The sequence below is a fragment of the Arthrobacter sp. 2RAF6 genome (assembly GCF_052115205.1).
Classification (GTDB): Bacteria; Actinomycetota; Actinomycetes; order Actinomycetales; family Micrococcaceae; genus Arthrobacter.
In genome coordinates this window covers 261,436-274,621 of sequence record NZ_JBFRGF010000001.1, presented here as the reverse complement: position 1 = coordinate 274,621, position 13,186 = coordinate 261,436, and the positions used below count along the sequence as shown (strand labels likewise).

General features: G+C 64.9%; 12 protein-coding genes. 7 read left to right on the top strand and 5 right to left on the bottom strand.

The genetic code is table 11. From position 1 onward, the window contains the following. Position 1: 1 nt before the first annotated feature. Genes AB4Z38_RS01310 through mtrA form a run of 3 tightly spaced genes read right to left on the bottom strand, consistent with a single transcriptional unit; the run spans position 2 to position 4,369 of the window. On the bottom strand, positions 2 to 1,699 hold the full coding sequence (locus AB4Z38_RS01310; protein WP_441428071.1) for an LpqB family beta-propeller domain-containing protein: 1,698 nt from the start codon (positions 1,697 to 1,699) through the stop codon (positions 2 to 4). 35 nt (positions 1,700 to 1,734) lie between these two features. Then, positions 1,735 to 3,723, bottom strand: a complete 1,989-nt coding sequence (gene mtrB, locus AB4Z38_RS01305; RefSeq protein ID WP_441428030.1) for an MtrAB system histidine kinase MtrB — start codon at positions 3,721 to 3,723, stop codon at positions 1,735 to 1,737. Then, positions 3,695 to 4,369 carry an MtrAB system response regulator MtrA gene (gene mtrA / locus AB4Z38_RS01300; RefSeq protein WP_059387541.1) on the bottom strand — a complete coding sequence of 225 codons (675 nt, stop codon included), beginning with the start codon at positions 4,367 to 4,369 and terminating at the stop codon, positions 3,695 to 3,697. The genes mtrB and mtrA overlap by 29 nt, the downstream gene beginning before the upstream one ends. 176 nt (positions 4,370 to 4,545) lie before the next feature. Here mtrA and AB4Z38_RS01295 point away from each other — a divergent pair, with 176 nt between their 5' ends. Genes AB4Z38_RS01295 through AB4Z38_RS01270 form a run of 6 tightly spaced genes read left to right on the top strand, consistent with a single transcriptional unit; the run spans position 4,546 to position 10,956 of the window. After that, positions 4,546 to 5,844, top strand: coding sequence for a hypothetical protein (locus tag AB4Z38_RS01295; protein WP_441428029.1), 1,299 nt, complete (start codon positions 4,546 to 4,548; stop codon positions 5,842 to 5,844). Beyond that, positions 5,841 to 6,545 (top strand): DUF4129 domain-containing protein, encoded by a 705-nt coding sequence (locus AB4Z38_RS01290; RefSeq protein WP_441428028.1) that lies wholly within the window; start codon positions 5,841 to 5,843, stop codon positions 6,543 to 6,545. The genes AB4Z38_RS01295 and AB4Z38_RS01290 overlap by 4 nt, the downstream gene beginning before the upstream one ends. Before the next feature lie 26 nt (positions 6,546 to 6,571). Further along, positions 6,572 to 7,750, top strand: coding sequence for a DUF4350 domain-containing protein (locus AB4Z38_RS01285; RefSeq protein WP_441428027.1), 1,179 nt, complete (start codon positions 6,572 to 6,574; stop codon positions 7,748 to 7,750). A gap of 26 nt (positions 7,751 to 7,776) precedes the next feature. Beyond that, entirely contained in the window at positions 7,777 to 8,820 is a 1,044-nt protein-coding gene (locus AB4Z38_RS01280; RefSeq protein WP_441428026.1) for an AAA family ATPase, read from the top strand. 55 nt (positions 8,821 to 8,875) lie between these two features. Then, positions 8,876 to 10,168, top strand: a complete 1,293-nt coding sequence (locus tag AB4Z38_RS01275; RefSeq protein WP_441428025.1) for a DUF58 domain-containing protein — start codon at positions 8,876 to 8,878, stop codon at positions 10,166 to 10,168. Between the two features lie 53 nt (positions 10,169 to 10,221). Further along, a complete protein-coding gene (locus AB4Z38_RS01270; protein ID WP_441428024.1) occupies positions 10,222 to 10,956 on the top strand; it encodes a DUF4166 domain-containing protein in 735 nt (244 codons plus the stop codon). Between the two features lie 18 nt (positions 10,957 to 10,974). Here the strand turns inward: AB4Z38_RS01270 and AB4Z38_RS01265 are convergent, their stop codons facing one another. Both AB4Z38_RS01265 and AB4Z38_RS01260 read right to left on the bottom strand, forming a co-directional pair. After that, positions 10,975 to 12,012, bottom strand: coding sequence for a hypothetical protein (locus AB4Z38_RS01265; protein WP_441428023.1), 1,038 nt, complete (start codon positions 12,010 to 12,012; stop codon positions 10,975 to 10,977). A gap of 4 nt (positions 12,013 to 12,016) precedes the next feature. Next, positions 12,017 to 12,403 carry a chorismate mutase gene (locus tag AB4Z38_RS01260; protein ID WP_236811919.1) on the bottom strand — a complete coding sequence of 129 codons (387 nt, stop codon included), beginning with the start codon at positions 12,401 to 12,403 and terminating at the stop codon, positions 12,017 to 12,019. 78 nt (positions 12,404 to 12,481) lie between these two features. Between AB4Z38_RS01260 and AB4Z38_RS01255 the strand changes: the two genes are divergently transcribed. After that, positions 12,482 to 13,141 (top strand): NADPH-dependent F420 reductase, encoded by a 660-nt coding sequence (locus AB4Z38_RS01255; protein ID WP_441428022.1) that lies wholly within the window; start codon positions 12,482 to 12,484, stop codon positions 13,139 to 13,141. Positions 13,142 to 13,186: the final 45 nt, after the last annotated feature.

Below are 13,186 nucleotides of genomic sequence, written 5' to 3'. Positions count from 1 at the left end.
CCTAGCCCGGGAAGGAAGGGTCTACCGGGCCCTTGAGTTGCAGTTCCCAGCCGTTGCCCACTCGTTGGAACACGCCAGCGCCCGACTGTCCGAAGATCTGCTCCGGTCCGTTGCCCGCGCTGATAGTCGTCAGGTTCGGCCATGCCGGCAACAGCTGCGGCTGGCTCGATGTCAGGGACAACAGTTCGGGAACCACGTTCTCGGTTGACGAGGCTTTCATCACCGCGACTGTCGTGGAATTGACCCAGACCCCTTGATCAACGGGAGCGGAAGAGAACAAGGTTATGGGTGCAGTCAGATCCTTGGGGGTGCCGTCAGAATTGCGGACAATACCGGTCACCTGCACCGATGACTTGCCGTTCATTTCCGAGATGACCAGTGCGCGCGTCCCTTCTCGGGATATCCGGAAGTCCCTCACCACGCGCCCTGCCAACCATGCCGGCGTCATCGTCACCGTGGGGACGGGCTGGCCTTGAGGAACGTTGGACGGCTTGAACGCCACGACCTCGGTGGCGCCGTTGGCTCCCGGACCTGCCGTCCAGACCCAGTCCTGCGGGCTGAAGGAGGGATGGCTCAGGGTGCTCCTGGTTGTCAGTTGGCGGGCTGGTTGGCCGGGAATCATCGAATACAGGGTGGTTCCGGCACCGTTGAGGAAGGCCACGGCCTGGGATGTCGGGGACTCGGCGGGAGCGCTCGGGTTCAGGCCGGCCACCGGCTGCATGTCCGGAAGGGCCGAGACCCTGTTGTTCTCGTAGCGCACGAGTTCGTCGTTGCTAACGGCGATTTGGCGCGCAGGAGCATTCTTCTCAAGCACCGGCGGCAGGACCGAGCCGTTGTCCTCCACCCGGACAAGATCCTGGTCAGCCCGTAACTGAACGTTCACCACGTCCGGTTGGCTACGGAAGGTCAGGGTCAGTTGGTTTTGCATTCGCTGCCGGTCCTCTGCAGAGGCATCCACGAGTTCCTTCGCCGAAAGGTCCACTTGGGCTGCTCCCGACACTACCGGCACCGACTCCCGGGCCAGCTTCATGCCCGAAGGAAAAGCACTGACGACCGCACCCTGGAGGTAGGGCGCAGGACCGTCGAGCAAGGCACTGGTCATCGCCTTGACAGTGTTCTTCTTGATGAACCACCGGACGTCCGGAACGGCATACGTGAACGTGGGGTCGTAGAAATAGATGGGCTGGGCAGCGTAGATGACTTTGAACGTCTCTTCCGGGATCGCGGTGCCGTCCGGGACCGCCGAGATCCGCCATTCGCCGTCGACTTGTTCCAGGGTCACTGGAATTGTCTCGGTGGTTCCTTCCGGGAACTGCGTCGCCACGCCGTCGGCGTCGACCGCGTAGGCGAGATCCAACTGGTACTTGAACTCGTTTTCCACACCGGTCTTGACGACGGTCGCCTTCCGGAAAACGAGCGTGCGCTTGTCGGACTTCCAACTGACGGACAGCGCCTGCGTGAGGTACTGCCGGGCCACGGCGTAGTCGCCTTCGTAACCGCTGCCTGCGCCATAGAAGTCTTCGATGATGGACTCCGGGGTGGCGCCGGGGTGTGGCGGCGGCGGGAAGAAGACAGGAGCGTTCGGGTTGCCCGCGCTTTCGTCCTTGCTCTTTCCCACCGGACCGGACCGCGGGATCTGCGCGCAGGAACTTAGGACCACCATGAGGACCGCAAGAACGGCGATCACGACCCGTAACAGGTACGGGCGCCGGGGCAGGTACGGGTGTCGGGAACTCAAGGTGCGGTCCCCCCTTGGGCTGTGTCGGCGTCGTCGTTTCCGGCCGGATGCAGTACAGGGGGCGGTGCAGGCGGCAGTGCCGGACCGTCCTCCAGCCCCGGGTCCGCAGCGGAATCCCGCTCGAGGGGCGGGTCGCCCGCATCCAAAACGAGCATCTGGCGCTCAGGAGCGGCTCCCGGCAAATGGATGTCTGCAGGTTCAAGCTGCAACGGTGATTTCACGATGGTGCCTCCCTTCTTGAGAGGCAGCGTCAACCGGAAGTTGGAACCGGATCCCTTGCGCCCCCAAGCCTGCAACCAACCGTTGTGGAGCTTGGTGTCCTCCGCGGCGATGGAAAGTCCCAGTCCGCTGCCACCCGTGGTCCGCGCACGTGCGGGATCTGCGCGCCAGAAACGATCAAAGACCCGCGCGGTTTCCGCCGCGGTCATCCCTATGCCGAAGTCACGCACAGAGATCGCGACTGCCTCCTGGTTGGCCGCAACGGAAACGTGGACAGGCTTCCCCTCGCCGTGTTCGACGGCGTTGAGCAGCAGGTTCCGCAGGATGCGGTCGATCCTGCGGGCGTCCATGTCCACGATGATGCGCTTGTGGCGCGAGGTCAGACGCACCTCGGAGCCGTACCCCGCGGCAACGGGCGAGGCGCCGTCGATGACATGCGAAACGACCTGGAAGATGTCCGTCGGCTCGGAGTCCAATACCGCGGCCCCGGCGTCGAAGCGTGAAATCTCGAGCAGGTCCGAGAGCAACGACTGGAAACGCTCCACCTGGTTGTAAAGCAGTTCCGCGGAGCGCTTGTTGATGGGGTCGAAGTCATCGCGGGCATCGAACAACACTTCCGCTGCCATCCGAACGGTCGTGAGCGGTGTCCGCAGTTCATGGGACACATCGGAGACGAACCGCTGCTGCATCTGGGACAACGTGGCCAGCTGCGTAATCTGTTCCTGCAGGCTCGCGGCCATGTGGTTGAAGGAGGCGCCCAGCCTGGCCACCTCGTCTTCGCCTTTGACCACCATCCGCTCCTGCAACTGGCCAGCGGCCAGCTTCTCGGAGACGACGGCGGCGTGGCTCACCGGACTCACGACGTTCCTGGTCACGTACCAGGCGATACCGCCGATCATCAGGATGAGCGCGGCGCCGCCCGCCCACAGCACATTCTGGATTTCGTCCAAGGTTTGTTGGGCGGTATCCAGGTCATAGAGGAGATAGAGCTCGTAGACCGTGCCGTTGAAGGTGACCTTGTTGCCGACGGCGATGCCGGGGTGGTCCTGGTTGCCGACGGGGAACTCAGTGGAAGCCCAGTACTGGTCCTTGCCCGATTCCTGCACGGACTTGCGAAGTGCCGGAGGAATGACGCGGACGGTCAACTGATCCGAGGCCCGCGATTCCACCCAGCGGTTGCGCGGCTTGGTTTGTTCGGGCATCGCTTCGAAGACGTATCGCCGCTGGATGACGGAGCCGTTGCCCTCCACCGCTTTGAGCGTGTCGTAGACAAGGGTGATGACGCTTGATTGGTCGTTGGCCTGTGAACCGTCGAAAGTGTCCTGGACTTGCTTGACGTAGTAGCGGCTCTCAGACTCGGCTTGCTTCAAACGCTCCTGGAACAGGTTGTTCGCTATTTGGTTTGAGAGGTACGCACCGACCACAGCAAATGACACCATCGACAACACGATCGTCACCGCGACGGTCCTGAGTTCGAGGGAGCGGCGCCAACGTCGCAGCAGCGCGCGCCACAAATACCGGATTCCTGGCCGGATGTGGCGAAGTCCGGTCACCACAAGGCGGGAGACACGCAGTGCCAGGATCAGGGCCCGGCGCGTCCATATGCGGGTGCGCTCCAGGATCCACGGGAGATTCAGTGCCCGGGCGTCCGTGTGTTCCGGGACAGGATGTCCTGAAACGGGATGTTTGACCTCGGCCGCGGCCTCTTGGTCAGTGCCGGGCTCGCCGGTGGAAGACTCAGGCGCCTGCTTTATATCCGACACCACGAACCGTCAATACAACTTCAGGAGCTTCCGGGTCACGCTCGATCTTGGACCGCAGGCGCTGGACATGGACATTGACCAGCCGGGTGTCGGCCGCGTGGCGGTAGCCCCATACCTGCTCAAGGAGCAGTTCACGGGTGAAGACCTGCCAGGGCTTGCGCGCCAGCGCGACCAAGAGATCGAATTCCAGGGGCGTCAGCGAAATCCGCTCTCCGCCGCGGGTCACCAAGTGGCCCGCCACGTCGATGGTGACGTCGGCAATCCGCAGGGTCTCGGGCGCCTTCTGGTCTCCCGGGCGCAGCCGGGCGCGGACCCGGGCCACGAGCTCGGCCGGCTTGAAAGGCTTGGGCACGTAGTCGTCAGCACCGGATTCAAGGCCGCGAACGACGTCGGAGGTATCCGATTTGGCGGTGAGCATGACGATGGGGACGTCCGACTCCCCGCGGATCTGGCGGCACACTTCGATGCCATCCGATCCGGGCAGCATCAGGTCAAGCAGTACCAGATCTGGTTTGGAGGAACGGAAGACCTCCAGCGCTTGCCCACCGTCGGCGCAAAAAACCGGGTCGAAGCCGTCGTTCCGCAGCACGATGCCGATCATTTCGGCCAGCGCTTCGTCGTCGTCTACTACCAGGATGCGTGCCTTCATAGTTATATATTCCCTTATCACCAAGCCTTTGTCCCGTTGAGCCCGATCACGGCATGGCGCGCTGCAGCCGGCAAGCAAATGGGCTATGAGGCGCGACGGCGGAACTATAGGCTGGTGCGAACGGTCCCTCTCGGGGTCCGTGCATTGCTGCGGACGCATCTTTTGGGGAGGAAAACGTGTCACAGCCAGATCCGGGGAACCGGCCGGAACAGGGACCACAGCCGCCGTGGGGCGGCCAGCCACAATGGGGGCAGCCGCAGCCTGGCGGCCAGCCACAATGGGGGCAGCCGCAGCCTGGCGCCCAGCCACAGTGGGGCGCCCAGCCGCAATGGGGCGCGCCACAGTATCCGGGGCAATCGTGGGGCGCGCCGATCGATCCGCGCTGGCCGGCCGGCGGTCCGCCGCCCTATGGCCAGCCGCGCTATGTGGCTCCCCCGAAACCCGGAATCGTGCCCCTCCGGCCGCTCTTCTTCGGTGAAATCATGGACGGTGCCTTCCAGACCATCCGCCGGAACGCCAAAACCATGTTCGGCTCCGCCCTTATTGTCCAGGCCATCTCCGGCGCGCTGAGCGAGGTGGCCGCGCTGGGCATGCTCGGGATGGTCCAACCTCCCGTCGGAGGATTCGCGAGCCAGGACGAGGCGATGCGGTATCTTGGCTCGTTCTTTGGTCCCGTTGCCGGGATCATGGGAATTTCATTGCTCGCCATGGTGCTCGCGGCTATCCTTCAGGGCGTCATGGCCATCCCCGTCGCCAGGTCTGCGTTGAACCGGCCCACCGGGTTCAAGCAAATGTGGTCCCTTGCCCGATCGCGCATCTGGCCCCTGGTGGGTCTTGCGTGCCTCCTCCTCACGGGATCATTGCTGTTCTTCCTCGTCCTGTTCTTGCTGGCCGCCCTCATCCTGACTGGATTGGGACCGGCCGGGGTGCTATTGCTTCTCCCGTTGGGATTCGGCGCGTTCGTCGTGTTTGCCTGGGTGTACACCAAGCTGTTGGTGGCCCCGGCCGCGATCACCGTAGAAGAACTCGGCGTCTTCGCCGGTCTTCGGCGCTCGTGGACGCTGACGAGCCGGAATTGGTGGCGGATCTTCGGAATCACGCTGCTGGTGGCCTTCATGGTGGGTATCATCGGGTCGGTCATCCAGATTCCCCTGAGCTTGGCGTCCGGCGGAGTAACCTCCGTGTTAGCACCCCACGCAGGCGCCTCGCAGGTGACGACGACGGCTATTGTCCTGGCAGTGGTTTCCCTGGTCGTAGGGGTCCTCGTCAGTGCAGTGGGCTTTGCCTTCCAGACCTCCGTCGCAGCCCTGATCTACATGGACCTGAGGATGCGGCGTGACGGACTGGACGTTGAGCTCCTGCGGCTTCTGGAGACCGGGGAAGATCCCGACGGCGTTCCAGGCCGCCGCCGGGCACGTCAAGCCGGTGCGCAACCATGGCCGCCGAACACCGCTCAGGGATTCCCCAGAGGATGATCCCGGTCTCCGCGTCCCTCGCCCTTCTTCTCCCTGCCTTCCAACTTCTCCCTGCCTTCGAACCTCCCGTTGATCCGGACCGCGGCGAGGCCCAGCGGTGGGCGGCCGAGGAATTGTCCAAGCCGCAGTACGCATCGGCCAAACCCAGTTGGATCGCTGAGATATGGAATCAGTTCGTCGACTGGCTCCGCTCCTTGAATGGCGATTCCATCGGCGGAGCAAATATCGGGGTGCCGTTGATCGGTGCCCTGGCCGTGGTCCTCATTGTGGTTGCCGTGATAGTTGTCAGGCCGAGGCTCAACGCGCGTAAGAAGACGTCGGCGAAGGTTTTCGACGGTGAGCCAACAGTTGATGCCGACGCGTTCCGCGCCCTCGCATCTGCCGCCGCAAGCCGTGAGGACTGGCAAACGGCCGTCGTCGAACAGTTCCGCGCCGTGGTTCGCGCTGCGGAGGACCGGGCAGTCATTGATATCCAGGCTGGCCGGACCGCGGACGAGGCGGCTGCTCAATTGGGGCGCGCGTTCGGGGCAGCCAGTTCGCGGCTTGAGGAAGCGGCCAGGATTTTCGATGGCGTGAAATACGGAAAGGCAACCGCCACAGCTTCCGACCATGCTGCCGTGCGCGCCTTGGACACCAGGTTATCGGCTATGAGACCTGATTTCGCCGGGCAGCCCGCGAACGGTTTGGCGGTGCCGCGATGACAACCGGCCCCGTGACAACCGGCCCAATGACACACGGCCCCGGCAAAGCAAAGGAACGCCGTAGGGCCGCACAGTTGCGGGGCTGGTTGCGCCGCCATATGGCCTGGATCATCATCGGGGCCATCGTCGCGGTACTGGGCTCTGTCACCGTGGCCCAGTCCCCCGCGAACACAGACACGGCACCCCTCTCTGCCCGCAATCCCGCCCCGGATGGTGCCATGGCCGCGACCGAAATCCTCCGGCAGCACGGAGTCACGGTCACGGAATCCGATTCGCTCGCGACGACAACCGCGCTGCTGGCCGGGAAACCGCGCGCCACCGTCTTGTTGTATGACCGCAACGGCTATCTCGATTCCGCCCAGTTGCACAGCTTGCTGCAATCGGCCGCCCGCGTGGTGGTCGTGGCCCCCGGCCTCCGAACCCTGACCGGGCTGAGCCGCGGGATCCATAACGCCGGGGTGGTTCCCAACGGGACGTCGACGTTGGAAGCGGTGTGCGGGCAAGCGGATCCACTTGCTGCGGGGCGTGTCTCAGGCAACGGCGCATTGCTTTACACAGGAGCCGACGTGACCTGCTACCGGCCTAGCAGCAACGACGGCGGCATGTACGCGGCCAGCGCGGACGGTCGGCTGGTGGTACTCGGCAGCACAGCCCTTCTCAGCAACGATTTCCTGCAGGTGGAGGGCAACGCCGCATTGGCCTTCCGGACCCTCGGGCCAACGCCGGATCTCGTCTGGTATCTCCCGGGCCTCGGTGACGTACCAAATGACGGCGGATCGCCCACGCTGAACGAATTGGCGCCACCGTGGGTTGGCTTCCTGGGATTGTGGTTGGCGGTGATCGCGTCGCTCGCTGTGCTGTGGCGCGGCAGGCGCCTTGGTCCGCTCGTGTTTGAGCCGCTGCCAGTGGTGGTCAAGGCTGTAGAGACCGCCGAAGGCCGCGCCCGTCTCTACCAGGATTCCCGTGCTGTCAGCCGGGCAACCGATAATCTCCGGGCCGGCACGTTGACCAGGCTTGCCAGGCACTTCCGGCTCGGCCCCGAGGCGGGCGCAGATGCCGTCCTCGATGCCGTGTCCCGAAAGATCAACCGGCCGGCACCGGAGTTGCGGATGCTACTGCTGGACCACCGGCCCCGCACCGAATCAGAACTGGTCCAATGGGCACAACGCATCGAAAAACTCGAGCAGGAGGCAACAGCCCGATGAACAATCAACCACCGAGCAATCAAGCAATGAACAATCAAACAAACAGCTTCAGCGACGGCAACTATGGCTACTCGAGAGGCCCGGCGTCGCAGGGACAGCCAGCCCAGGCACCTGCTGGGTCCGACCCTGCCCGCAAAGCCTTGCTGGACGTCCGTCACGAAGTAGGCAAGGCCGTCGTCGGACAGGATGCAACGGTGACGGGCATGCTTATCGCACTGCTCTGCGGGGGCCACGTACTGCTTGAGGGTGTTCCGGGCGTTGCCAAAACCCTGCTGGTGCGTGCCTTGTCCACGGCGCTGAGCCTGGATACGAAGCGCGTCCAATTCACTCCGGACCTCATGCCGGGAGACGTCACGGGCTCGCTCGTCTACGATGCGCACACCTCGGAATTCACCTTCCGTGAAGGACCGGTGTTCACCAACATCATGCTGGCGGACGAAATCAACCGAACGCCGCCGAAGACCCAGGCTTCTCTGTTGGAAGCCATGGAGGAGCGCCAGGTATCCGTGGACGGACTCTCCCGGCCCTTGCCGTCGCCGTTCATTGTTGCCGCCACTCAGAACCCCGTCGAGTACGAGGGCACCTATCCCCTGCCCGAGGCCCAACTGGACCGCTTCCTCCTCAAGCTCTCCATGCCGCTGCCCGGACGTGCCGAAGAGATCGAAGTGATCCGCAGGCACTCGGAAGGTTTTGATCCGCGCAATTTGCTGGCTGCGGGAGTCAGGCCAGTGGCGGGCGTCGTCGAACTCCAGAATGCCCGCGACGCGGTGGCCAAAGTGACAGTGGCCCCCGAGATCCTCGGCTACATTGTGGACGTCGTGCGGGCGACGCGGGCGGCGCCGTCGTTCCAGCTGGGAGTTTCCCCGCGTGGCGCCACGGCGCTGCTGAACACCTCGCGTGCCTGGGCATGGTTGTCCGGACGCAACTTCGTCACCCCCGACGACGTCAAAGCGCTCTCCCTGCCGTGTTTGAGGCACCGAGTGGGGCTTCGACCCGAAGCCCAAATGGATGGAGTTCACGTGGATGATGTCCTCGGCAGCATCCTGGCTTCTGTTCCCGTGCCGCGCTGATTGGCCTCGCCTCATGACTTTCCACCTCATAACTATCTATGTCGGGCGGTACTGAATGGCGATCACGGGCCGCTTTGTGCTTCTGGTTTTCGCCGCATTGGCCCCCTTGCTGCTGTTTCCCGCCTGGGGTACGGTCCTCCTCACCTCCGCCGTGCTGCTTGCCCTGGCGTTGTGCGACCTCCTGCTTGCAGCGTCGCCGGCCAAGATCGCCCTGCGGCGGAAGGATCCCGGGAATGTCACCCTGCACGCGGAAACGGAATCCGTTCTGACGCTGGAAAACGGCAACCGGCGGACCTTCCGCGGGATGGTGCGTGACGCCTGGCAGCCCTCCGCGGGGACCGTCGCCCCCGTCCAGCGCGTCGAGATCCCGGCTGGTGAACGGCGGCGAATGTCAGTGCAGCTGAGGCCCACTCGGCGCGGCGACCTGACGGCACCGCACGTCACGCTGCGTTCCTTCGGCCCGCTTGGCCTGGCTGCCAGGCAACGTACCGTGGCCCTCCCCGGCCGCCTTCGCGTCCTGCCGCCGTTCCATTCCAAACGGCATTTGCCGTCCAAGCTGCGGAAACTCCGGGAGCTCGACGGAAAGGCGGCTGTGCAGATCCGCGGGGCCGGCACGGAGTTCGATTCCCTCCGCGACTACGTCCGGGGCGACGACGTCCGCTCCATCGACTGGCGGGCAACCGCGCGGCGCACTGCCGTCGTCGTCCGGACCTGGCGACCCGAACGGGACCGCCGCGTCGTGATCATGCTTGACACCTCGCGCACGGCGGCAGCCCGAATCGACGACGAGCCCCGTCTGGACACCGGGATGGAGGCGGTTCTCCTGCTGGCAGTGCTGGCTGAGCGAGGCGGAGACCGCGTGGACTTCTTCGCCTTCGACAGGCGCGTCCGCGGGCGCGTCGATTCAGCGGCAAAAGGCAATCTCCTCGGCTCCTTGGTCCAGGCCATGGCTCCCCTTGAGGCGGAACTGATCGAGATGGACTGGGCCCAGGTCCCGGCCCAGGTACGGGCCATTTCCGCGCACCGTTCCCTCGTGGTCCTGTTGACCTCGCTCGACAGCGGCGCCCCCGAAGAAGGGCTCATTCCCTTGGTGGCGCAACTCGTGCGGCAGCACGTCGTGCTGCTTGGATCGGTCCGGGACCCTTTGCTGGGACGAATGAAGGAAGAACGCACGACGGCGAGCCAGGTCTTCCGTGCCTCGGCCGCCGAACGTGCGCTGCTGGACCGTGAGGCCGTCAGCGCCCAATTGCGCCAGCTTGGCGCGGAGGTAGTCGACGCCGAGCCGTTGGAACTGCCGCCCCTCTTGGCGGACGCATACATTCGGCTGAAGGCTGCGGGCCGCCTGTAGCCTGGCCACGCGCCGAGTCCAGATATCAACAACCCGGAATCCGAGGAAAGCACATGAGCACACCCATCTACGAGTTGGCGCTGGGCCGCAAGTTCCGTCAGTTGCAGCCTGAGCTCCAGGACTATTTCTCCCTTGCTCCGGGCTCCGGATCCTACGGAATCGGCGAGGGCGTGTTCGACGTGGTTGGTTGCCGGCAGAAGTGGCTTCGTCCCCTCCTTGCCACGGTTGCAGGGGAAGAGGCCTTCTTCCCCGAGTACGGCGAGCGCGTCCCGTTCCGCATCGAAAATCACGCCCACCTTGATCCGTTCGGACGGTCCAGCCTCACGGCCCGGCGTGAAATTTTCTTTCTCGGGCACACCCGGCTGTTCCATGACACCACTGTCGCGGAGACTACCAACGACGGCGGCACCCGCCTGGTCGACTATGTGGGCCGATACCGCAGGCTTGCCACGGCATTGGATCTGGATGTCACGCCGGAGGGGCGGCTTCGCGGCGTCTCGGGTGCCTCGCGTTTGTTCCTGGGTCCGCTGAGGCTCACTTTGCCGGATTCCCTTGATGCGAAGGCCTACGCGGAGCAGTGGTGGGATGCGGCAGAAGGCAAGCATCGGATCCAGGTGAAGGTGCTTCAGCCGCACGTTGGACTGGTCCTGGTCTACGCGGGCTCCTTCGACTACCGTTTGGCGCCATCGCTGCCCGCGACGGATGGTGACGCGGCAGCGCGAACCGCCACCGCCGCCGTCGGGCTCCCCCGCTATGCCGAGCCGGACCGTTGGGAACGGCGCGTCTAGAAGGGGCCGGACGGCAGGCTAGCCGAGCGCGAGCTGGTTCAGCCCGTCCGCTATCTGGGTCAAGCGGTTCAGAACCTCTTTAGCCCCCGACGGCGAGAGTCCGGCCAGCCCGTCCGACGGCGTGACACGGACGGCCCCCAGGCTCGACGCCGGTAGGCCGAGTTGGCGCCAAGGCCGCCAAACGGTGTCCACAAGCTCGGCGGTACGTGGCAGGGTTGCCCGCGGATTGTCTATGGGCAGAGCGCCGGCCCACAGGCGTTTGCCCGCTTCCACCGCAGTGGCAATCTGTTCCCATTGGCGCGTGGTGAGTGCTTTGAGCGGAAGGGCGACGCCGTCGGCTCCGGAGGAGAGGATCTGCTGGATCGGGGCTTCTATTTCCGGAACGGAAACCACGGTCTCCGCCACTCCTGCGGCCCGCAGCGCGTCGATGACCAACCGCCATGCGCCCGTGACCTCCTCGCCCGGGATGGAGCGCAGGGTCCGGTAGCCGCTCGCCGTGGGAATGGTGCCGGCCAACACGGAAGAGATGTCCGGTTCGTCGAGCTGGACTACTATCCCGGCGCCCGGCACGGCCGCCCGGACCCGGGATACGTGCTCGGCGACGCCGGCGGCCAAGGACTCCGCAATGTCCCTGCGGGCGCCGTAGTCAAGGAGGGCGCGCTCCCCGTTGTGCAAGTAGAGGCCCGCGGCGAGGCTCAGGGGGCCGCGCAACTGAATCTTGAGTTCCTCGGCGGAGGATTCTTCCGAGCCGGCAACGTCGGCCAGGACGTTGATGTCCGTGGCGAGGGCGGACCTCGCACGCCGCAGGTCTTTCCCGGGGCGGTCAACCAGGCGCCAGCCGTGCGGCTGCACATCGATGGCCAACTCAACCAGGAGGGATGCCGTCCGGCCGAGGGCGTCTGAGCCGACGCCACGGTCCGGAAGTTCAGCCAGGAACGGCAGGTGCGGGCTGCCCAGCTCGCCGCGGATGATACGGGCTGCCTCAGCAGGATCCGTCCCGGGCCAAGGACCCAATGCCGTGGCGGTGACCTGGTTCTGCGCGGATTCGGCAGGCACGTGTTCAGGCCTGCGCGATGGAAGCCTGGTGGCCTTCGGCGATTGCCTCGTGGTGCCGGATGACCTCACTGATGATGAAATTCAGGAACTTCTCGGCGAAGGCAGGATCGAGGTTCGCTTCTTCGGCGAGCCGGCGGAGCCGCGCAATCTGGGCGGACTCCCGTCCCGGGTCACCGGCAGGAAGTTTGTGCGTCGCCTTGAGGACGCCCACTTTCTGGGTGGCCTTGAAGCGTTCCGCAAGGAGGAAGACGAGGGTGGCGTCGATGTTGTCGATGCTGGAGCGGATGGAGAGCAACTCGTCCATGACGGCCTGGTCCACGCGGCCGGCCAGGGAGCTGGCGGAAGGATCGAAGGAATCGGCGTCGGGGAGGGCGTGGTTCTGCTCGGTCATTCCTCCAGTCTAGGGTGTGCCGGCCGGCCCTTGAGGGGCAGAATGGGCATGTCCGCGCCGATGATAAGGAGAGCACGCATGAAAATCGCAGTTCTTGGCACCGGAATGGTGGGGCATGCACTGGCCAGCAAATTGGTGGCGGTAGGCCACGAGGTCATGATGGGTTCCCGGGAAGCCGGCAATCCCAAGGGGACGGAGTGGGCTGCGCAGGCAGGTCCGGGAGCAAGCTCCGGTTCCTTCGCGGAGGCCGCAGCCATGGCCGAGATCGTGGTCAACGCGACCCCGGGCACGGTCTCTCTCGCTGCGTTGAGTGAAGCCGGGGCGGCGAACCTGGCGGGCAAGGTCCTGGTGGATGTGTCCAACCCGCTGGACTTTTCCGCCGGTTTCCCGCCGTCGCTCTCCGTCTGCAATACCGACAGCATTGCCGAAACCATCCAGCGTTCCTTCCCCAAGGCCCTTGTGGTCAAGGCCCTCAACACCTTGACTGCTCCCCTGATGGTTGATCCACTCAGGCTCGCCGATGGTGCCCATGACGTCTTCGTGGCGGGGAACGACGACGAGGCGAAAGCCACCGTCGTCGCGCTCCTGCGGGAGTTCGGCTGGCTCCCGGAACACATCCACGACCTGGGCGGGCTCGACGTCGCCCGCGGCCTTGAAATGTGGATGCCGCTGTGGCTCAGGATCTTCATGCGCCAACCGAAGGACAAGCTCTTCAACATCAGCATCGTGTCCGAATAGCCGCGGCCGAACGGACATGCCCGCCCTTCGCGGAGAAGGGCGGGC